The sequence below is a fragment of the Streptomyces spiralis genome (assembly GCF_014654675.1).
Classification (GTDB): domain Bacteria; phylum Actinomycetota; class Actinomycetes; order Streptomycetales; family Streptomycetaceae; genus Streptomyces; species Streptomyces spiralis.
Genome location: NZ_BNBC01000026.1, coordinates 78,562 through 98,336, shown reverse-complemented (window position 1 = coordinate 98,336; position 19,775 = coordinate 78,562). Strand labels below are relative to the sequence as shown.

18 protein-coding genes are annotated in these 19,775 nt (G+C 72.7%); 13 read left to right on the top strand and 5 right to left on the bottom strand.

Going from position 1 to position 19,775, the window contains the following annotated elements; all coding sequences use genetic code 11:
* Window positions 1–103 precede the first annotated feature (103 nt).
* From aceE to IE318_RS25345, 3 genes are all read left to right on the top strand, one after another.
* The gene (gene aceE / locus IE318_RS25355; RefSeq protein WP_189903951.1) at window positions 104–2,806 is read left to right on the top strand and encodes a pyruvate dehydrogenase (acetyl-transferring), homodimeric type; all 2,703 of its coding nucleotides are present in this window, start codon (window positions 104–106) and stop codon (window positions 2,804–2,806) included.
* 81 nt (window positions 2,807–2,887) lie between these two features.
* Window positions 2,888–3,859 carry a helix-turn-helix transcriptional regulator gene (locus IE318_RS25350; RefSeq protein ID WP_189903949.1) on the top strand — a complete coding sequence of 324 codons (972 nt, stop codon included), beginning with the start codon at window positions 2,888–2,890 and terminating at the stop codon, window positions 3,857–3,859.
* 74 nt (window positions 3,860–3,933) lie between these two features.
* The gene (locus IE318_RS25345; protein ID WP_030169275.1) at window positions 3,934–4,452 is read left to right on the top strand and encodes a DUF4240 domain-containing protein; all 519 of its coding nucleotides are present in this window, start codon (window positions 3,934–3,936) and stop codon (window positions 4,450–4,452) included.
* 57 nt (window positions 4,453–4,509) lie between these two features.
* Here IE318_RS25345 and IE318_RS25340 read toward each other — a convergent pair whose 3' ends face one another.
* Window positions 4,510–5,406, bottom strand: coding sequence for a peptidoglycan recognition protein family protein (locus IE318_RS25340; RefSeq protein ID WP_229903734.1), 897 nt, complete (start codon window positions 5,404–5,406; stop codon window positions 4,510–4,512).
* Window positions 5,407–5,628: 222 nt separating this feature from the next.
* Between IE318_RS25340 and IE318_RS25335 the strand changes: the two genes are divergently transcribed.
* Window positions 5,629–6,813, top strand: coding sequence for a MarP family serine protease (locus IE318_RS25335; RefSeq protein WP_189903946.1), 1,185 nt, complete (start codon window positions 5,629–5,631; stop codon window positions 6,811–6,813).
* 65 nt (window positions 6,814–6,878) lie between these two features.
* On the opposite strand, the gene IE318_RS25330 is transcribed toward IE318_RS25335, so the two are convergent.
* Window positions 6,879–7,376 carry a GNAT family N-acetyltransferase gene (locus IE318_RS25330; RefSeq protein ID WP_373311264.1) on the bottom strand — a complete coding sequence of 166 codons (498 nt, stop codon included), beginning with the start codon at window positions 7,374–7,376 and terminating at the stop codon, window positions 6,879–6,881.
* Between the two features lie 61 nt (window positions 7,377–7,437).
* Between IE318_RS25330 and IE318_RS25325 the strand changes: the two genes are divergently transcribed.
* Entirely contained in the window at window positions 7,438–8,334 is an 897-nt protein-coding gene (locus tag IE318_RS25325) for a TIGR01777 family oxidoreductase (RefSeq protein ID WP_189903942.1), read from the top strand.
* A gap of 159 nt (window positions 8,335–8,493) precedes the next feature.
* Window positions 8,494–10,020, top strand: a complete 1,527-nt coding sequence (locus IE318_RS25320; protein ID WP_189903940.1) for an NAD(P)/FAD-dependent oxidoreductase — start codon at window positions 8,494–8,496, stop codon at window positions 10,018–10,020.
* Between the two features lie 92 nt (window positions 10,021–10,112).
* Here IE318_RS25320 and IE318_RS25315 read toward each other — a convergent pair whose 3' ends face one another.
* Complete coding sequence (locus IE318_RS25315) at window positions 10,113–11,609, bottom strand: NsdA family TPR-like regulatory protein (RefSeq protein WP_030169296.1); 1,497 nt, start codon at window positions 11,607–11,609, stop codon at window positions 10,113–10,115.
* Window positions 11,610–11,854: 245 nt separating this feature from the next.
* Here IE318_RS25315 and lipB point away from each other — a divergent pair, with 245 nt between their 5' ends.
* The 4 genes from lipB to IE318_RS25295 all read left to right on the top strand — a co-directional run bounded on the left by lipB (window position 11,855) and on the right by IE318_RS25295 (window position 15,099).
* Window positions 11,855–12,652, top strand: coding sequence for a lipoyl(octanoyl) transferase LipB (lipB, locus tag IE318_RS25310; RefSeq protein ID WP_030169298.1), 798 nt, complete (start codon window positions 11,855–11,857; stop codon window positions 12,650–12,652).
* A gap of 115 nt (window positions 12,653–12,767) precedes the next feature.
* The gene (lipA, locus tag IE318_RS25305) at window positions 12,768–13,733 is read left to right on the top strand and encodes a lipoyl synthase (protein ID WP_189903938.1); all 966 of its coding nucleotides are present in this window, start codon (window positions 12,768–12,770) and stop codon (window positions 13,731–13,733) included.
* 267 nt (window positions 13,734–14,000) lie between these two features.
* A complete protein-coding gene (locus tag IE318_RS25300; protein ID WP_030169303.1) occupies window positions 14,001–14,201 on the top strand; it encodes an SCO2195 family GlnR-regulated protein in 201 nt (66 codons plus the stop codon).
* Window positions 14,202–14,400: 199 nt separating this feature from the next.
* Complete coding sequence (locus IE318_RS25295) at window positions 14,401–15,099, top strand: DUF4191 domain-containing protein (protein ID WP_189903936.1); 699 nt, start codon at window positions 14,401–14,403, stop codon at window positions 15,097–15,099.
* Window positions 15,100–15,160: 61 nt separating this feature from the next.
* Here IE318_RS25295 and IE318_RS25290 read toward each other — a convergent pair whose 3' ends face one another.
* Window positions 15,161–15,628 (bottom strand): RDD family protein, encoded by a 468-nt coding sequence (locus tag IE318_RS25290; protein ID WP_189903935.1) that lies wholly within the window; start codon window positions 15,626–15,628, stop codon window positions 15,161–15,163.
* A 208-nt stretch (window positions 15,629–15,836) separates the two neighbouring features.
* Between IE318_RS25290 and glnA the strand changes: the two genes are divergently transcribed.
* Window positions 15,837–17,246: a type I glutamate--ammonia ligase gene (glnA, locus tag IE318_RS25285; RefSeq protein WP_030169313.1), complete on the top strand. Its 1,410-nt coding sequence runs from the start codon at window positions 15,837–15,839 to the stop codon at window positions 17,244–17,246.
* A 90-nt stretch (window positions 17,247–17,336) separates the two neighbouring features.
* Here glnA and IE318_RS25280 read toward each other — a convergent pair whose 3' ends face one another.
* A complete protein-coding gene (locus IE318_RS25280; RefSeq protein ID WP_189903933.1) occupies window positions 17,337–17,714 on the bottom strand; it encodes a hypothetical protein in 378 nt (125 codons plus the stop codon).
* A 268-nt stretch (window positions 17,715–17,982) separates the two neighbouring features.
* On the opposite strand from IE318_RS25280, the gene IE318_RS25275 reads away from it, so the two are divergent.
* Window positions 17,983–18,240 (top strand): SCO2583/SCO2584 N-terminal domain-containing protein, encoded by a 258-nt coding sequence (locus IE318_RS25275; RefSeq protein WP_189903931.1) that lies wholly within the window; start codon window positions 17,983–17,985, stop codon window positions 18,238–18,240.
* A gap of 65 nt (window positions 18,241–18,305) precedes the next feature.
* Window positions 18,306–19,676, top strand: coding sequence for a HEAT repeat domain-containing protein (locus IE318_RS25270; protein ID WP_189903929.1), 1,371 nt, complete (start codon window positions 18,306–18,308; stop codon window positions 19,674–19,676).
* The last annotated feature ends 99 nt before the right edge of the window (window positions 19,677–19,775 follow it).

Below are 19,775 nucleotides of genomic sequence, written 5' to 3'. Positions count from 1 at the left end.
ACGGGCTTCCACCAGAGCCTCAGCCCTGTCCTGCCAAAGACCAAGGGCACCCCCGAACCCTTACCAGATGAGGGAACCCCCTTCGACTGAGGAAGGCGGCGACATGACCGACCCCAACGCCATCCAGCCGAGCGAGCTCGACCAGCTCCCGGACCGCGACCCCGAGGAGACCGCCGAATGGCAGGCCTCGCTGGACGCCGTCGCCAAGGCGGCCGGGCCGCACCGTGCCGCGTACCTGATGCGCCGCACACTGGAGCGTGCCGAGGGCACCGGCGTCGCCCTGCCGAAGCTCCTGGAGACCGACTACGTCAACTCCATCCCGACCGCCGCCGAGCCGGCCGTCCCCGGTGACGAGGCCATGGAGGCCCGGATCACCGCGTGGAACCGGTGGAACGCGGCGGCGATGGTCACCCGCGGCAGCAAGCACGGCGTCGGCGGCCACATCGCCACCTTCGCCTCGGCGGCCTGGCTGTACGAGACGGGCTTCAACCACTTCTTCCGCGGCAAGGAGGGCGACGGCTCCGGCGACCAGCTGTACATCCAGGGCCACGCCTCCCCCGGCATCTACGCCCGCGCCTTCCTGGACGGCCGGCTCACCGAGCAGCACCTGGACAACTTCCGTCAGGAGGCCGGCGGCAACGGCCTGCCGTCCTATCCGCACCCGCGCCGCCTGCCCTGGCTGTGGGAGTTCCCGACGGTGTCCATGGGCCTCGGCCCGATCTCGGCGATCTACCAGGCGCGGTTCAACCGCTACCTGACCAGCCGCGGCATCAAGGACGTCTCCGACTCCCACGTGTGGGCGTTCCTCGGCGACGGCGAGATGGACGAGCCGGAGTCCACCACCGCGCTCACCCTCGCCTCCCGCGAGGGCCTGGACAACCTGACCTTCGTCATCAACTGCAACCTGCAGCGCCTGGACGGCCCGGTCCGCGCCAACTTCAAGATCGTGCAGGAGCTGGAGGCCCTCTTCCGCGGCTCCGGCTGGAACGTGGTCAAGACGCTGTGGGGCACCGCCTGGGACGAGCTGTTCCAGCTCGACACCACAGGCGCGCTGGTACGCCGGCTGCGCGAGGTACCGGACGCGCAGGTGCAGACGTACCAGACCCGCGACGCCGCGTACATCCGCGAGGACTTCTTCGGCAAGGACCCCGCGCTCGCCGAGATGGCGAAGCTGCTGAGCGACGACAAGATCCTCGAGTGCTTCCACCTCTCGCGCGGCGGCCACGAGTCCCGCAAGGTCTACGCCGCCTACAAGGCCGCCCTGGAGCACAAGGGCGCCCCGACGGTGATCCTGGCCCAGACGGTCAAGGGCCACACCCTCGGTGAGGGCTTCGCCTCGAAGAACGCCAACCACCAGATGAAGAAGCTGACGGTGGACGAGTTCAAGGCGATGCGCGACCGCCTGGAGCTGCCGATCAAGGACAGCGACTTCGTCGACGGCCAGGTCCCCTACGGCCACCCCGGCGCCGACTCCCCCGAGGTCCGCTACCTCCAGGAGCGCCGCGCCGCCCTCGGCGGCCCGGCCCCGGCCCGCCGCGTCCACCCGCTCCCGGCGCTGCCCGCCCCCGCCGACAAGACCTTCGCCGCCTTCGACAAGGGCTCCGGCTCGCAGAGCGTGGCCACCACCATGGCGTTCGTCCGCCTGGTCAAGGACCTGGTCCGCGACAAGGAGACCGGCAAGCGCTGGGTGCCGATCGTCCCGGACGAGGCGCGCACCTTCGGCATGGAGTCGCTGTTCCCGTCGCTGGGCATCTACTCGCCCAAGGGCCAGACGTACGAGCCGGTCGACCGCGACCAGCTGATGTACTACAAGGAGGCCAAGAACGGCCAGATCCTCAACGAGGGGATCACCGAGGCCGGTTCGATGGCCGACTTCATCGCCGCGTCGACCGCTTACGCGACGCACGGCGAGGCGATGATCCCCTTCTACATCTTCTACTCGATGTTCGGCTGGCAGCGCACCGCCGACCAGATGTGGCAGCTCGGCGACCAGCTCGGCCGCGGCTTCCTCGTCGGCGCCACGGCCGGCCGCACCACGCTGACGGGTGAGGGCCTCCAGCACGCCGACGGCCACTCGCCGGTCATCGCCGCGACCAACCCGGCGGCGCTGACGTACGACCCGGCGTTCGCGTACGAGATCGCGGTCATCGTCAAGGAGGGCCTGCGCCGTATGTACGGCGAGGCGGCCGAGGGCGAGGACCAGAACGTCTTCTACTACCTCACCGTCTACAACGAGCCGCTGCCGCAGCCGGCCAAGCCGTCCGGCCTCGGCATCGACGAGGGCATCGTCAAGGGCCTGTACCGCTTCAACACGGCGGAGTCGGCGGGCCTGACGGCCCCGGCGAACGCCCCGCGCATCCAGCTGCTGGGCTCCGGCACGGCGATCCACTGGGCGCTGAAGGCGCAGCGGCTGCTGGCCGAGGAGTGGGGCGTGGCCGCCGACGTGTGGTCCGCGACCTCCTGGGGCGAGCTGCGCCGCGACGCGATGGAGGCCGACGTGGCCCTCCTGCGCGGCGAGGACCGGGTGCCGTACGTGCGCCGGGCGCTCCAGGGCGCCGAGGGCCCGGTACTGGCGGTCTCCGACTACATGCGCCAGGTCCCGGACCAGATCGCGCAGTGGGTCGAGCAGGACTGGTCCTCGCTGGGCGCCGACGGCTTCGGTCTGTCGGACACCCGTGACGCGGCCCGCCGCCACTTCGGCGTGGACGCCGAGTCGATCGCCGTCGCCGCCCTGGCCCAGCTCGCCAGGCGCGGCGAGGTGAAGGCCTCGGCGGTCAAGGAGGCCCGGGAGAAGTACGGCCTGTAGGGGCTGACGGCCGACAGGTGACGAAGGGGTACGGCACTCGCCGTACCCCTTCGCTGTCGGTGGCCCCGGCATCATGGGCGCATGCGTGCCGCCCGTCTGATCAAAATGGTGCTGTTGCTGCAGTCCCGCCCCTCCATGACCGCCGCCGAGCTGGCCCGGGAGCTGGAGGTGTCGGAGCGCACGGTCACACGGGACGCGCAGGCGCTGTCCGAGGCGGGCGTGCCGGTGTACGCCGACCGGGGGCGGGCCGGCGGGTACCGGCTGATCGGGGGGTACCGTACGCGGCTGACCGGGCTCGCGCGCAGCGAGGCGGAGGCGCTGTTCCTGAGCGGGGTGCCGGGGGCGCTGCGCGAGATGGGCCTCGAGGACGCGGCCTCGGCGGCCCGCCTGAAGGTGTCGGCCGCGCTCCTTCCGTCGCTGCGGGACGCCTCCCGCAGCGCCGCCCAGCGCTTCTACCTGGACGCGCCGAACTGGTTCACCGAGCCGAGGACGCCCGAGCTGCTGCCCGCCGTCGCCGACGCGGTGTGGGACGACCGCCGGATCACCGCGCGCTACCGGAGCGGTGAGGCCGAGGTGGAGCGCGAACTCGAGCCGTACGGGCTCGTGCTGAAGGCGGGGGTCTGGTACCTGTGCGCGCGGGTGGCGGCGCGGGGGTCGTACCGCGTGTACCGCGTCGGCCGGTTCACGGCCGTCGAGGTGGGCGAGGAGCGGTTCGAGCGCGACGAGGAGTTCGACCTGCCCGCCTTCTGGGCGGAGCGCGCCGAGCAGTTCGCCCGGTCGATCCTGCGCGCCGAGGTGGTCGTGCGGCTGTCCGAGGCGGGTGCGCGACGGCTCCCGTACGTCGTGGACCCGGCGTCGGCCCGGGAGTCGCTGGCCGCCGCCGCTCCCGCGGACGAGGACGGGCGGGTGACGGTGACCCTCCCGGTGGAGTCCGAGGAGGTCGCCCACGGCCAGCTCACGTCGCTCGGCCCGGAGGTGGAGGTGCTGGCCCCCGGGTCGCTGCGCGAGCGCTTCGCACGGGACGCGCTGCGTCTGGCCGCGCTGTACCGCTGACGACAGGCCGCCTGATAACAATCCGCCGCACTCCGCGTGCGGGCCCCGGCCCGAGGGCCGATGCTTGACCCGTGATGGACGAGACGGAGTTCTGGGAGCTGATCGACGCCACGCGCGGGGCCGCCGAGGGGGACCCCGAGGAACAGGCCGATCTGCTCGTGGAGCGGCTGCTCGAGTTCGACCCGGAGCTGGTGCTGGACTTCGCCCGTCACTTCGAGTCGCGGTACAACCGCGCCTACCGCTGGAACCTGTGGGGCGCCGCCTGGGTGCTGCTGGACGGGGCGAGCGACGACGCGTTCGACTTCTTCCGGTGCTGGCTGATCGGTCAGGGCCGGGAGGTCTTCGAGGGGGCCGTGCACGACCCGGACTCGCTCGCGGATCTCCTGGACGACTTCGACGAGGAGATCGACGGCGACGGCGAGGAGCTCGGCTACGCGGCCGACGAGGCCTACGAACAGCTCACCGGCACCGTCGCCCCCGACCTCGGCATCGCACCCGCCCCGCCGGAACCGGAGGGCACCCCCATCGCCTTCGAGGACGACCGGGCACTCGCCGAGCGCTATCCCAAGCTGTGGGACAGATTCCGCGAGTGACTCCGGGAGTCATTCCGGGGCGATTCCGGGATCGGCCCCTAGGCCCGGCCCCGCCGCTCAGCGCCTCCTGCCCTGGAGCCGGGCCGCTGCCTCCCTGATGGCGGGGAGGCGGACCGTGAGGGCGGCGCCCGGGCAGTCCGTGCGGAAGCCGTCGTTGTGGCCGGCCAGGGCGGGGAGCAGGGCGGTGGTGCCGACCGGGTACCGGCTGAGCGTGTTGCTGGAGACCAGGGTGACGGAGGAGCGCGGGTCGACCCCGGCCAGGCCCAGTTTCCAGGCGGCCACCGCGGCGATCGCGTCCGTCATCGCTCGCGGCACGGGGGTCCCGGCCGAGAACGTGCCGATGGCCGCGATGCCCGCCGTGCGGTGGTTGAAGCCCTGGGTGTGGGCGCCGGTGACGGGGCGGTCGACGCCGCCGGCGCGGCCCTCGTAGATCGTGCCGCAGCGGTCGACGAGGAAGTTGTAGCCGATGTCGTCCCAGTTGCGGGCGCCGGTCTGGCCCGCGTACAGATGGCGGATGATGCGCGGGACGTCGGCGCAGTCGTAGTCGTTGGGCGAGTCGGTGTGGTGGACGAAGACGGCGACCACTTTGTCGTCGTAGCGCGGCGGCGGCTGCCGGTGGCGCATCGTGGCGTCCACCCACGCCGTCCGCGGCACGATGCGCGGCCGGGGCGCGGTGTACCGGGAGCCGGCGCGCTGCGGCGCCACGGCCTGCGCGGGCTCCGAGCCCGGTGCCTGTGCGCGCAGCCCGTCCGGCGCTTCCAGGGCCAGTGTGTGCTCGACGCTCTGGGCGCCCAGCAGCACCGCGCCGACGGCGGCGGCGCCCGTCAGACAGCACAGCAGTGTCACGGCGGTGCTCCGCAGCCGCTCCGGGCACCGGTGCGCCACCCCGAGCCGGCGCCGCCCTCGCGGGCCCGGCCGTCCCAGGGTGCGCCCTGCCTTCCCCACTCCACGCATGAGCTCACTGTCACCCCCATCCGGTCCGTCCGCGATGTGTGGTGTGCCACCTGGTGGAACCATCGTCCTGGTCGGTGTCGTTTCTGGTGGTACACGTACACGTGGCCGGATCCCGGATCCGCGTGCCCGTGGCCGGTCGGCCGGTCGGAGTCGGCCGGTTGATCACCAGGGCCCGTCCCACGCGTATGTGGGGCGGAGAGGGCAGAGAGAAAGGCGGCCTGCGTGGACCTGCTCGACCTCGTGTTGTTGCTGCTGATCCTGCTCTACGCGGCGTCCGGCTACCGGCGCGGACTGGTGGCCGGCTGTGTCTCGCTGGCCGGGTTCGTGGGCGGTGCGGTCGTCGGCGTGTGGGTGCTGCCGTGGGTGATGGACTTCGTCACGCGCGGGACGACGACGGCGACGGTCACCGCCGTGCTCACGGTGCTGGTCCCCGCGGTGGTGGGGCACGAGCTGGCGGGGCGCCTGGCGCTGCGGCTGCGGGGCGAGCTGGACCACGGGCCGCTGCGCGTGGCCGACGGGGTCGGCGGGGCCGCCGCCAACGCGGTGGCGGTGCTGATCGTGGCCTGGGTGGCGGCGAGCGTGCTGGGTGCCTCATCGTCCCCGGTGGTGACGACGGCGATACGTGACTCGAGGCTGCTGGGCGCCGTGCAGAAGGCGATGCCGGACACCACGCCGGCCTGGTTCTCGAGCGCCACCTCCGCGCTGACCGAGGCGGGTTTCCCGCAGGTGTTCAACCCGTTCGAGAACGAGCCGGCGGCGGGCGTGGCCAAGCCCTCCGGCGACAGTGTGACGGCCGCCACGACGAACGCCGCCCGGCTCAGCACGGTCAAGATCCTTGGCACCTCGGGCAACCAGGGCCGCGAGGGCAGCGGCTTCGTGTACGCGCCGCAGCATGTGATGACCAACGCGCACGTGGTGGCGGGCATCGACGATCCGGCCGTGCAGATCGGCGGCGTAGGCCACGCCTACCAGGCGCGGGTGGTGCTGTTCGACCCCGACCGGGACGTGGCCGTGCTCTACGTCCCCGGCCTGCGCGCCCCCGTGCTGCGCTTCGACGGCACCGCCGCGCGCGGCGACGCGGCCGTGGTCGCGGGCTATCCGCAGGACGGCGGCCTGGACCTGCAGGCGGCGACGGTGGCGAACCGGATCCGGGCGACGGGCCAGAACATCTACAACACCGCCACGGTCACCCGGGACATCTACGCGGTCCGCTCCACCGTCCGCCCCGGCAACTCCGGCGGCCCGCTGCTGACCGGCGACGGCCGTGTCTACGGCATGGTCTTCGCCCGCTCCACCTCGAACAGCGAGACGGGCTACGCGCTGACGGCGGCCGAGATCGCCTCGGACGCACAGCAGGCGGCGGCCGCGACGAGGGCGGTGGACACGGGCGCGCTGGTGTCCTCCTGAGGCACACGGGCCGTATCAGGTCACAGGGGGCGTATCACGTCACACAGGCGTGTCAGGGGCTTCGGTCACAGGGGGCGGCCCATGAGCACGTCGTCGACGTAGGCGCCGTCCAGCAGGAACTCCTCCGGCTGGACACCTTCCACGACGAAGCCCTCGGACTCGTACAGCTTGCGAGCGGCGGTGTTGTGGCCCAGCACCCGCAGGCTGAGGCGGCGGGCGCCCTGACGGCGGGCCTCCGCGACGGCGGCGCGCAGCAGGGCCCGGCCGACTCCCGCGCCGCGCGCCTCGTCGGCGACGGCCAGGCCCCGTATCTGGCGGACGTGCGCGTTGGACGCCAGCGGTGTGGCCAGACCCAGCCGGATGTAGCCGACGACGGCGCCGTCCAGCTCGGCCACGAGGATCTCGTCCGGCCCGGACCGCTCGGTGAAGAAGGGCTCGTACGGCGGCTGCGGACGCGGCTGCACGGAGTGCAGCGTGGACCAGGTGGCCCGGTCGAGCCGGGCGAGCGGGTCCTCGTCGTCGGGTGTGGCGGGGCGTATGTGGACGACCGGCATGGCGATCACTCTACGACGGGGGCCGATGGGTGCCCCGGAATTTCCGTGCCGCGGCGGGCAGGATGGGCGCATGGAACGTTCGCGAATCGCGGTGGCCGGCGCGTCCGGTCTCATCGGCAGCGCACTGGTGCGCTCCCTGGTCTCGGACGGGCACGAGGTGGTGCGCCTGGTGCGCCGGGCGGCCCGGGGCGGTGACGAGGTCTGCTGGGACCCCGAGCGGCAGTACGTGGACGCGGCCGGGCTCGCCGGTTGCGACGCCGTGGTCAATCTGGCGGGCGCCGGGGTGGGCGACCACCGCTGGACCGAGGCGTACAAGAAGACGATGCGGGACGGCCGGGTGCTCGGCACGGCGGCGCTCGCGGAGGCCGTCGCCTCCCTCGACACGCCGCCGCGGGTCTTCGTCTGCGGCAGCGCGATCGGCTTCTACGGCGACACGGGCGACGGGGAGGTCGACGAGAGCGCCCCGCCCGGGGACGGCTTTCTGCCCGAGTTGTGCGTGGCCTGGGAGGAGGCAGCGGCGGCGGCGCAGGAGGCGGGCATCCGGACGGTGTTCGCACGCACCGGGCTGGTGGTGGCCCGCCGGGGCGGGGCCTGGGGACGGCTGTTCCCGCTGTTCAAGGCCGGGTTGGGCGGGCGTCTGGGCGACGGACGGCAGTACTGGTCGTTCGTCGCGCTGCACGACGAGGTGGCGGCGCTGCGGCATCTCGTCGACACCGAGAGCCTGTCGGGGCCGGTCAATCTCACCGCGCCGCAGCCGGTGACGAACCGTGAGATCACGGCGGTGATGGGGCGGGTGCTGCACCGGCCGACACCGTTCGCCGTGCCGGCGCCGGTGCTGCGGGTGGTGCTCGGGGAGATGGCGGGGGATGTGCTGGGCAGCGCACGGGTGGTGCCGAAGCGGCTGCTGGAGTCGGGGTTCTCGTTCGCGTTCCCGGGGATCGAGGACGCGGTACGGGCCGCCCTGTGATGCAGTGCGACCGTATGCGACCGCCGTGCGACCGTGCCCTGTCGATGCGCGACTGCACCTGACCGATTACGACCCTAACCTCGTGCCGAACTCGGGTATTCCTCAACCCGGTTGGGGGCATCACTGCTCCACCGGTCGCGCAACCTCGAGGAGGGGCACGTGCTTGAGCCCGCGTACCAGGTGGATGTCGTCGTGGTGGGAGCCGGGGTCGCCGGGCTCTCGGCGGCCCATCGACTGACCAGCGCAGGAGTAACGACCGCAGTCCTGGAAGCCGCCCCTTACGTGGGCGGCCGTATGTCGACGGAGAAGGTCGACGGGTTCCGGCTCGACCGGATCGGGCAGTTGCTGTTCACGTCCTATCCCCAACTGGGCCGGGGCCCGGGGCTGGACGCGCTCGTGCTGCGCTCCTTCGCACCGGGGGTCCTGCTGCACAGCGACGGCCGGCACCACCGCGCGGGCGCCCCGGCGGGTGGAGGGAGCGTACGGAGCGCACGGGGCGCACTTCACGCGGTACGCGCCCTTGCGAGCGCCCCCCGGTCCTCCGCTCCCCCCGGGGGCGTCCGGACGGGCCGTGCCCTGCGCCCCGTCCCGCCCGACACCGGGTTCCGCCCGGACACCCCGCCGCACACCGGCGCCGCCCCCGCGGCACGGCTCGACGCGCCCTTCCCCGGCACCGCGCCCCTGGTGCGCACCGGCAGGCCCCGGCCCGGACTGGGCGAGCGCGCCCAGCCCTTCGGCATCGGCGCGCCCCTGCGCCTGCGCACCGCGCTCGCCCGGATCGCCGCCACTCCGGTCGAACGCCTCCTGGCCCGCCCCGAACTGCCCGCCGACCAGGCGCTGGCGGCCCGCGGGCTGCCCGCCCGCACCGTCGACGGCTTTCTGCGGCCGCTGCTGTCCGCCCTGCTGTGCGACCCGGACCTGACCACCTCCAGCCGCTGCGCGGACCTCGCGCTGCACGCCTTCGCGAGCGGCAGGCTGTGCCTGCCGGAGGGCGGCGCGGAGGTCCTGCCGGAACTGCTCGCCGGGGCGCTGCCGCCGGGCACGGTGCACACCGGGGTCCGGGTGACCTCCGTCGCCACCAACTCGGTGACCACCGCCGAGCACGGCGAGATCCGCTGCCGCGCGGTCCTGGTCGCCACGGACGCGCGCACCGCCGCCGAGCTGCTGCCGGGTCTGCGCGTGCCGGACTTCCACCCGGTGACGGTGGTGCACCACACGACGGACGAGCCCCCGGCGACGGGCGGGCACCTGCTGCTCGACTCGGACCGCGGCGGGCCGGTCGCGCACACGGCCGTGATCAGTCACGTCGACCCGTCCCGCGCCCCCGCCGGCCGGGCCCTGGTCTCCTCGACCGTCCTGGGCGAGCCCCCGGCCGACGTCGACGCCGCCGTACGCCGCCATCTGTCCCGGCTGTACGGCACCTCGACCGCCCGCTGGGAGACGCTCGCCGTCCACCACACCCGCGAGGCGGTCCCCGCGATGCGTCCCCCGCACGACCTCCGCCGCCCGGTGCGCCTCCTGGCGGGCCTGTACGTCTGCGGCGACCACCGCGACACCAGCACCCTCCAGGGCGCCCTGCACTCGGCCCACCGGGCCTGCGCCGCCCTCCTGGCGGACCTGGGCACGGGCCGCTCCCTGCACCGCGCGGACCCGGAACCGACGTCGCCGAGAGCGGCGGCGGCCTGACACCGCCCCGGCCTGGACGCGCCCGCCCATGGGCCGGACGCGTCCAGGCCGCTGCATGTCCGCACCACCCCCGTCGCCCCGCGCCACCTCTCTCAGTTCAGGGCGGCGAGCTTGTCGCGATAGGTCCGTACGGCGGTCGCGTCCTTGTACGGCTCCAGGCGGCGCTCGAAGTCCCGGACGTACTCGTGGGCGCGTACCGAGCGCATCTCGGCGGCCTGGGCCGCCGCCTCGGCGGCGAGGCGGCAGGCCTGGTCCAGGTCGCCGAGGCCGAGGCGGGCGGTGGCGAGGACGACGCGGCAGAACAGGCGGCTGCGGGCGTACGCCGGGGCGCGCAACTGGAGCGCGCGCTCGGCGTGCTGCGCGGCGGCGCGGTACTGCTGGAGGTCCCGGTGGCAGTGCCCGAACTCGTCGGAGAGCTGGGCCTCGTCGAAGGAGCGCGCCCAGAACGGCACCTCGTCCCCGGGCCGGGCGCCCTCCAGGGCGCGCTCGGCGCGCACCAGGGAGGCCGTGCAGGCGCGCACCTCGCCCAGCACGGCGTGCCCGCGCGCCTCGGCGGCGTGCAGCAGCGCCTGGACGGCGGGCGGCGCCGAGGTGCCGATGCCCTGCTGGGCCACCCGCGCCAGCTGCACCGCCTCCCGCCCGTGCGCGAGGTAGACGGCCTGCCGGCTCATGGTGACCAGCACATGGGCGCCGTAGGGCCGGTCCCCGGCGGCCTGCGCGAGCCGGAGCGCCTGCACGAAGTACCGCTGCGCGAGCCCGTGCGCGGCGATGTCGTACGACGTCCAGCCCGCGAGCCGGGTGAGGTCGGCGGCCGCCGCGAACAGCCGGCGGCCCGTCTGCTCGCCGTAGGTGCCGCGCAGCATCGGCTCGCACTCGTGTTCCAGGTAGCGCACGAGGGCCTGGCGGGCGTGGCCGCCGCCGTACATGTCGTCGAGGGCGCGGAACAGCTCGCCGACCGAGCGCAGCGCGGCGACGTCCCCCGAGGTGACCCGCTGCCCGGCCTCCCGCTCGGTCTGGTCCCGGTCGGCCCGGCCGCGCTGGCGGGGCACGCCGGCGATCTGCGGCTGCCGGTCCGCGGGCGCGGAGGCGTCGGCCGGGCGGCCCTGGGCCGGGACCCGCGCGGCGGGCCCCTCGCCGCGGGCGACCCGGTCGTCGGCGCGCCCGATGAGCCAGTCCCGGCTGGGCACCACGAGACCGGCCGGGGTGAAGGCGATCTTGCGCAGCTCGGCGTGGCTGCCGGAGTCCTTGCGCCACAGCCCGCTGACGATGTCGACGGCCTCCTCGGGGGCGGAGGCGAACTCCAGCCCCGCGTAGACGGGCGCGCAGGCGTCCAGGCCGAGGTCCTGGGCGGTCAGGCGGCGGCCGAGGCGCCGGGTGAAGACCTCGGCGATGAGGGCGGGTGTGGTTCCCCTGGGCTGCTGCCCGCGCAGCCAGCGGGTGACCGACGTCTTGTCGTATCTGAGGTCCAGCCCGTGCTCGAGGCCGAGCTGGTCCACGCGACGGGCCAGACCTGCGTTGGAGAATCCCGCTTCTGCGATGAGCGCGGCGAGCTGGCGGTTGGGAGTGCGCTGCGCGGGTCGTTCCGTCATCTGCGGTGCGGTCTCCTGCCTTTCGGGCATGCACGCGGCCGCGTGGTGCCCGGATTGCCTGATGAGCAGCCCTTATGGCCTCATGAACGGCGCGAATGTAGCGGAGAGTGAGCAGCCGACTGCAATCTTCGCCCGGCATTCATCCGATCGTGTGAGGATTGCCCGCAGGGCTGACGCGCGACAGCCGGACGTACAGTGGCGTGGGCACGTTTCGTGCCTTACGACCTTCCAGGGAGGCGCTTGCCGTGAGTGAGTTGCGGTTCGTCCGCATGGGATTCGGTGCGGACATGGTCGATTACCAGGTCGCCTGGGACGAGCAGCGCCGGGTGCACGCCGCCCGTTTCGCCGACGAGATCCCCGACACCTGCCTCCTCCTCGAGCACCCGCCGGTCTACACCGCCGGCCGCCGCACCGCTCCCGAGGAGCGGCCCCTGGACGGCACCCCGGTCATCGACGTGGACCGCGGCGGCAAGATCACCTGGCACGGCCCGGGCCAGCTCGTCGGCTACCCGATCCAGAAGCTGCCCCGTCCCGTGGACGTGGTCGCGCATCTGCGCCGCCTGGAGGAGGCGATGATCCGGGTGTGCGCGGAGTTCGGCATCGAGACCTCGCGCGTCGAGGGCCGCGCCGGCGTGTGGGTGCTCGGCGACCCGGTCGAACAGCGCCCCAAGCTCGGCGGGCTCCAGCTCGACTTCGACCCGCGGACCACCGACTCCGAGTTCGACCCCCGGCTCAACGGCCCCGAGTACGCACCGTCGAACGCCGGCCAGCGCCGCGAGGACCGCAAGATCTGCGCCATGGGCATCCGCGTGGCGAAGGGCGTCACGATGCACGGCTTCGCGCTGAACGTGAACCCGGACACCTCGAACTTCGACAAGATCATCCCCTGCGGCATCCGCGACGCGGGCGTCACCTCTCTCTCGTACGAGCTCGGTCGCGAGGTCACCATCGAAGAGGTGCTGCCGATCGCCGAGAAGCATCTGCAGGACGTGCTCGGGAACGCGGACCTCAAGCCGCGCGAGATCGAGAAGGCCATCGCCTGACCTCGCGCAGGGGGAATGGACCCCGATGGCCAGAGGTTGGCCATCCGTGAGGGCCGTGAACATCATGGGCGTACCCTGAGGTACGCCGAGGAATCAAAGCTTTAGGGAGCCGGTCGTGTCCGCAGTCGCACCCGACGGACGCAAGATGCTGCGCCTGGAGGTCCGCAACAGCCAGACCCCCATCGAGCGCAAGCCCGAGTGGATCAAGACCCGGGCGAAAATGGGCCCCGAGTACACGAAGATGCAGAACCTCGTGAAGAGCGAGGGCCTGCACACGGTCTGCCAGGAAGCCGGCTGCCCGAACATCTACGAGTGCTGGGAGGACCGCGAGGCGACCTTCCTCATCGGCGGCGACCAGTGCACCCGGCGCTGCGACTTCTGCCAGATCGACACCGGCAAGCCCGAGGCGCTGGACCGCGACGAGCCGCGCCGCGTCGGCGAGTCCGTGGTCACCATGGACCTGAACTACGCCACGATCACCGGCGTCGCCCGCGACGACCTGGAGGACGGCGGCGCCTGGCTGTACGCCGAGACCGTGCGCCAGATCCACCAGCAGACCGCGGACCGCGAGGGCGGCCGCACCAAGGTCGAGCTGCTGGCCCCCGACTTCAACGCGGTCCCCGAGCAGCTCGCGGAGGTCTTCGACTCCCGCCCCGAGGTCTTCGCGCACAACGTCGAGACGGTCCCGCGGATCTTCAAGCGGATCCGCCCCGGCTTCCGCTACGAGCGCTCCCTGAAGGTCATCACCGAGGCCCGCGACTTCGGCCTGGTCACCAAGTCCAACCTCATCCTCGGCATGGGCGAGACCCGCGAGGAGGTCAGCGAGGCGCTCAAGCAGCTGCACGAGGCGGGCTGCGAGCTGGTCACCATCACCCAGTACCTGCGGCCGAGCGTGCGCCACCACCCGGTGGAGCGCTGGGTGAAGCCGCAGGAGTTCGTCGAGCTGAAGGAGGAAGCCGAGCAGATCGGCTTCTCGGGCGTGATGTCCGGACCGCTGGTACGGTCCTCCTACCGCGCCGGGCGCCTGTACCAGATGGCCGTGGAGAAGCGCGGCAGCTACATCGCCGTCCAGGCCGTCTGACAGCCCGTCACCCCCGAATCCCCTCAAGGGATACCGGCAGCCGTGTGAATTCACGCACAAGAAGCTACCGGCAAGTAGTGGCCGATACGACGCGGTCCCGACCGTCGCCCCAGATCAGGGCGTCCGTCAGGGCCGCGTCACCTTTTCGGCCTGCTCCATCAGGGTTTCATCGGTGTTTGACCGGTGGGTCACGCCCTGGTAACACCAAACAGTGACCCTGGACTCACACCACGTACACCGAAGCCGTTACGAGGGGGGACCTCCACCATGCAGGCCGCGCACGTCCGCGCCACAGCCATTCCGTCCTTCACCGACGCACTGCGTGCGGTCGAGTCGCTGCTGATGAGCAGCGGCCAGCGCACCGCCCGCCGCAACGCCTGGACCTCCGTCCTGGAGGACCGGCGCCGCGCCAAGGACCGGGTCGAGGCCCAGCGCGTCCTCGACCAGTTCACCGCCGTCCGCCTCTGACCGGCCGCCCGACCCCACCGGGCACGGCCGCTCCCCCGACCGGACCACCTCCCCCCGACCGGACCACCTCCCCCCGACCGGGCCCCACCGCACGCCCCCGACCGGCCGTCGCCGACGGGCCCCGCGCCCTCGCCGCCCTCCCCGCCGGTACGGACACTGCCGTCGTCGGGCGCTTGCCGGGCCACGTAGACTTCGTGACATGGCGAGGAAGGAAACCGCAGCCGAGGCTGCCAACCCAGGGCGACTCAAGCAGATCGCCCTGACGTTCAAGATGACCCGCAAGGCCGATCCGAAGATCGGTCTGATTCTGGCGGGCGTCTTCATCATCATCTTCGGTGTCCTCCTCGGGGTCGGCTTCGCGATCAGCCACCCGATCTACCTGGGCATCCTGGGCATCCTGCTCGCCTTCCTCGCGACGGCGATCGTCTTCGGACGCCGGGCGGAGCGGGCGGCCTTCGGGCAGATGGAGGGCCAGCCGGGCGCCGCGGCGGCGGTGCTGGACAACGTCGGCCGCGGCTGGACCACCACCCCGGCCGTCGCCATGAACCGCAGCCAGGACGTGGTGCACCGCGCGGTCGGCAAGGCCGGCATCGTGCTGGTCGCCGAGGGCAACCCGAACCGGGTGAAGTCCCTGCTCGCCGCCGAGAAGAAGAAGATGAACCGGATCGTCGCGGACGTCCCGGTGCACGACGTGATCGTCGGCAAGGGCGAGGGCATGGTCGAGCTGAAGAAGCTGCGCACCACCATGCTGAAGTTCCCGCGCGTGCTGACCGGCCCCCAGGTCACCGCCACCAACGACCGGCTGCGCGCCCTGGGCGACCTGATGAGCAACATGCCGCTGCCGAAGGGCCCGATGCCCAAGGGCATGCGGATGCCGCGGGGCCCGAAGGCCCGCTGATCTCCTGAGTTACGACGATGGGGGCGCCCGGTGATCCGGGCGCCCCCATCGTCGTAACTCCTCAGATGCGCACCTCCACGGTGCCCGCCAGCCGGTCGTGCAGACCCCGGCCGTCGCGGTCCCAGATCAGAGGCGGAAGGGCGAGGAACAGCAGGACGGTGCGCAGGACGGCGCGCCAGGGGTTCACCCGCCCGGTGTCCAGGGCGACCACACGGAGGCCGAAGAGCCGCTTGCCCGGGGTGAGGCCGACGGTGCCGAGCGTGAGGGCCATCAGGACGAACAGGATCAGCGGCGCCCAGACCTGCGCCGCCTTGTTGTAGCTGTCCGTGATGAGACCGTATGCGATCATGAGGCACACGCCCCAGTCCACGGCGAGCGCCCCGAAGCGCCGGCCCGGGCGGGCGATCGAGTTCGGCCCCTCCTCCGGGAGCCCGAGCTGCTCACCGCGGTAGCCGAAGTCGGCACCGGCATCTTCCATGGCCGCCCGCGGCCCGGAGAGCCACGATCCGATTGCTTGCCTGTTGTCCACCCGTCCACGGTACTGCGAGGCTGGAAGGACGGGGTCGGCCGGGGTGTCCACGGACGTGACCCCACCCGGGCCGGTTAACTTCTGCGAAACAAATGGGTCACGCCCGAGAAATCACCCGTCCCTAGGGTCGGCATCAGCGTGTGCCACCGCACTGGCCGCACGAACGATCTACCACCCCGGCGGGACGGTCGGGAGTAGGAGGAGCTGGATGTTCCAGAACGCCGACGAGGCCAAGAAGTTCATCGCGGACGAGGACGTCAAGTTCGTCGACGTCCGCTTCTGCGACCTGCCGGGCGTCATGCAGCACTTCACGGTGCCCGTTGAGGCGTTCGACCCCGACGAGGAGCTGGCCTTCGACGGATCCTCGATCCGTGGCTTCCAGGCCATTCACGAGTCCGACATGGCCCTGCGCGCCGACCTGTCCACCGCGCGCGTGGACCCGTTCCGCCGGGACAAGACCCTCAACATCAACTTCTTCATCCACGACCCGATCACTGGCGAGCAGTACTCCCGTGACCCGCGCAACGTGGCGAAGAAGGCCGAGGCCTACCTGGCCTCCACCGGGATCGCCGACACCGCGTACTTCGGCCCCGAGGCCGAGTTCTACGTCTTCGACAGCGTCCGTTTCCGCACGGCGGAGAACGAGTCGTTCTACCACATCGACTCCGAGGCCGGCGCCTGGAACACCGGCGCGCTCGAGGACAACCGCGGTTACAAGGTCCGCTACAAGGGCGGTTACTTCCCGGTCCCGCCGGTCGACCACTTCGCCGACCTGCGCGCCGAGATCTCCCTGGAGCTGGACCGGGCCGGCCTGAAGGTCGAGCGCCAGCACCACGAGGTGGGCACCGCCGGCCAGGCCGAGATCAACTACAAGTTCAACACGCTGCTCGCCGCCGCGGACGACCTGCAGCTGTTCAAGTACATCGTGAAGAACGTCGCCTGGCGCAACGGCAAGACGGCGACCTTCATGCCGAAGCCGATCTTCGGCGACAACGGCTCGGGCATGCACGTGCACCAGTCGCTGTGGAGCAACGGCGACCCGCTGTTCTACGACGAGGCCGGTTACGCGGGCCTGTCGGACACCGCCCGCTTCTACATCGGCGGCATCCTCAAGCACGCCCCGTCGCTGCTGGCCTTCACCAACCCGACGGTGAACTCCTACCACCGTCTGGTGCCGGGCTTCGAGGCCCCGGTGAACCTGGTGTACTCGCAGCGCAACCGCTCCGCCGCGATGCGTATCCCGATCACCGGTTCGAACCCGAAGGCCAAGCGCGTGGAGTTCCGCGCCCCCGACGCCTCCGGCAACCCGTACCTGGCCTTCTCGGCGCTGCTGCTGGCCGGCCTGGACGGCATCAAGAACAAGATCGAGCCGGCCGAGCCGATCGACAAGGACCTCTACGAGCTGGCCCCCGAGGAGCACGCCAACGTCGCGCAGGTTCCGACCTCCCTCGGCGCCGTCCTCGACCGCCTCGAGGCCGACCACGAGTTCCTCCTCCAGGGCGACGTGTTCACGCCGGACCTGATCGAGACGTGGATCGACTTCAAGCGCGCCAACGAGATCGCCCCGCTGCAGCTGCGTCCGCACCCGCACGAGTTCGAGCTCTACTTCGACGTGTGACAGGCCGCTGCCGCGAGGCAGAACTGTGAGGGCCGCCACCCGGAGACCTCTCCGGGTGGCGGCCCTCGGCCGTGCCGTGTGGGGGTGCCGTCACAGCAGGCCGAACAGCCCGCCGAGGCCGCCGAGGCCTCCGATGCCGCCCAGGCCACCGAGACCGCCGATGCTGCCGAGGCCACCGATGCCGCCCAGGCCACCGAGACCGCCGATGCTGCCGAGGCCGCCGATGCCGTCGTAGAGGAAGCCGCCGTAGCCGCTGCCGTAGCGGTCGTAGCCGCCGCCGCAGCCGCCGCCCCACGAACCGCCGCGACCGCAGTCACCGCCGCCATGGGTGGCGACATGGGCCGGGGCGACCGTCGTGGCGGACGAGGCCGCCGAGGCCGTACCCGCCGCACCGATCGCGGCGCCGCCGGCCAGAAGGACGCCGGCCGCGGACATCGCGAACAGCCGCCTGACGCGTTGTGCTCTCATGGGAGTACCTTCCTTCCACCCACCGCTCGGGCGGGTTTCCGAGGCATGAGGCGGGTGGCCACGGCCGTAGCGCAAACCCTCCCATCGAGGCTAAGCGCACACCGATCGCGCAGCATCTTGAGCCGAAAGAGTGAAAGAGCGGCGGACGGATCGCGGCCGCCGCACAGGGCCGTGCGTTCCGTGCCGTCGTGCAACCTTCCGGCGCTTCAGGCGTCTCCTACAGACGGAAGATGATCCTTTGCCGCCGGCCGGGAGTGAGGTAACGGGGATGACCGAACACGAGGACCTCGAGCGCGAGTTCGATCACCGATGGGCGAGCGCCGCCGAGCACAAGGAGCCCTCCGCCCGGGCCCGGATGCTGGCCGCCCGCTGGAAGGACAACCCCCCGGCCCCGGTCCCCTTCCGCGCCGACCCCGGCCCGGCCGCCCCCCGCCGCTCCTCCTGGATATCGACGGCCGTGGTCCTCGGCTGCGTCGCCGCGCTGATCCTCCTGATCGGCTACGCCCGGACCCGCGCCATGTTCTGAGCCGTCTGAGCGTTCTGAGCGTTCGGCGGGAGAGTCCGAGCATCCGGCGGGAAGGGGCGTGGGGCATGGGTCGCGAGATCGAGGACATCGAGGGCGGCGAGGTCGCGGCGGAACGGCTGGCGAAGGGCGTACCGCTGCGGGACGCCCTCGCCGTCGCCGACCCCCGCGCCTGGCTCGCGCTGGACGCCGGCGTACGGGAGGTCGACTGGTACCGGTACCGGCCGGGCCACCTGCCGGGGCCGCGCTGGGAGCACGCCGCACCCCTGCCCGCCGATCCCGCGTCGCTCGACGAACCACGGCTCGCCGTCGCCCTGTGCCACCGCGACGGCCGGATGCGTGAGCGGGCCCTGCGCCGGGCCGCGGCGCACCCCGGGCTGCTGCCGCTGGTGGTGATACGGGCCGCGGACTGGGCGGAACCCGTACGTGAGCGGGCCCGCGGGCTGCTGGGCCCCCTGCTCGACGCGGACACCGCGGTCGCTCTGGCTCCGCTGATCCTGCTCGTCGGCCGGCGCGAGCGCGGCGCCGCCGCCGTCGGGCTGCTCGAGGAGGTCCTGCGCACGGTGCCCCGCGAGCGCCTGGCGCCCCTCCTCGGCCATGCCGACCGCACCGTGCGGCGCTTCTCCCACCGCCTGGCGATCGAGGCGGCCCTCCTCTCCCCCGCGGAACTGGCGCGCACGGCTGCCCACGACGAGGACGCCGTCGTCCAGACCCTGTGCGGGGAGGCCGCCCTGGGCACCGCGGCGGCGAACGGGCAGGGCCCGGACAGGCACGGCCCGGACGAGGACGGCCCGGACGAGGACGTCCTCGCACTCCTGCTCGGCGCCCGCTCGCCCCGGGTGCGCGCGATCGGTGTCACGGCGCTGCGGCGCGCCGGGCGCCCCGACCGCGCAGAGGGCTTCCTGGCCGACCGCTCGGCCCTGGTGCGGGCCTGCGCCCGGTACGTCGTACGGCAGCACGGCACCGATCCGCTGCCCTGGTACCGGAGCCGGTGCACCGAGGCCGACGACCCCGCGCTGCCGCCCGGCGCGGCGATCGGGCTGGCCGAGTGCGGCGAGCGCGCCGACGCCGCCCTGCTGTGGCCGCTGCTCGCCCATCCGTCCCCCGGGGTACGGGCGCGGGCGGTGGCCGGGCTGCGCACGCTGGACGTGACGGACGTACCGCGACTGCTGCCGCTGCTGGACGACCCCGCGCCCGGCGTCGTGCGGGAGGCGACCGAGGCCCTGCTGCCCTCGGCGCGGTCCCTGGACGAAGAGCGGCTGGCTGCCGGGCTGGCGGCCGACCGGCCGCGGCATGTGCGGGTCGCCTCGTTCCGGCTGCTGGAGGCGTGCGGCGGGCTCGTACGGCTGCGGGCGGCGGTGGCGCTGCTGGAGGACCCGGACGACCGGCTGCGGTCGTGGGCCGGGCAGTCGGTGCAGGGCCGGCATCCGACGGGCTAGGGGGTGTCTCGTCGGTCAGGGCGGATCAGGGAGCGGTGGCTGGTGGTGGGGGCACCTCCCACGCCGTTCAGGCAGTGGGGGAACATCGCAAGGCGGAGG

Coding starts and splice junctions, on each gene's coding strand:
- IE318_RS25315 (WP_030169296.1), bottom strand. CDS start 11,609: ATGACGGAACGACCCGCGCAGCGCACTCCCAACCGCCAGCTCGCCGCG.
- IE318_RS25340 (WP_229903734.1), bottom strand. CDS start 5,406: ATGCGTGGAGTGGGGAAGGCAGGGCGCACCCTGGGACGGCCGGGCCCG.
- aceE (WP_189903951.1), top strand. CDS start 104: ATGACCGACCCCAACGCCATCCAGCCGAGCGAGCTCGACCAGCTCCCG.
- IE318_RS25325 (WP_189903942.1), top strand. CDS start 7,438: ATGGAACGTTCGCGAATCGCGGTGGCCGGCGCGTCCGGTCTCATCGGC.
- IE318_RS25300 (WP_030169303.1), top strand. CDS start 14,001: ATGCAGGCCGCGCACGTCCGCGCCACAGCCATTCCGTCCTTCACCGAC.
- IE318_RS25350 (WP_189903949.1), top strand. CDS start 2,888: ATGCGTGCCGCCCGTCTGATCAAAATGGTGCTGTTGCTGCAGTCCCGC.
- IE318_RS25345 (WP_030169275.1), top strand. CDS start 3,934: ATGGACGAGACGGAGTTCTGGGAGCTGATCGACGCCACGCGCGGGGCC.
- IE318_RS25280 (WP_189903933.1), bottom strand. CDS start 17,714: ATGAGAGCACAACGCGTCAGGCGGCTGTTCGCGATGTCCGCGGCCGGC.
- IE318_RS25270 (WP_189903929.1), top strand. CDS start 18,306: ATGGGTCGCGAGATCGAGGACATCGAGGGCGGCGAGGTCGCGGCGGAA.
- IE318_RS25275 (WP_189903931.1), top strand. CDS start 17,983: ATGACCGAACACGAGGACCTCGAGCGCGAGTTCGATCACCGATGGGCG.
- IE318_RS25295 (WP_189903936.1), top strand. CDS start 14,401: ATGGCGAGGAAGGAAACCGCAGCCGAGGCTGCCAACCCAGGGCGACTC.
- glnA (WP_030169313.1), top strand. CDS start 15,837: ATGTTCCAGAACGCCGACGAGGCCAAGAAGTTCATCGCGGACGAGGAC.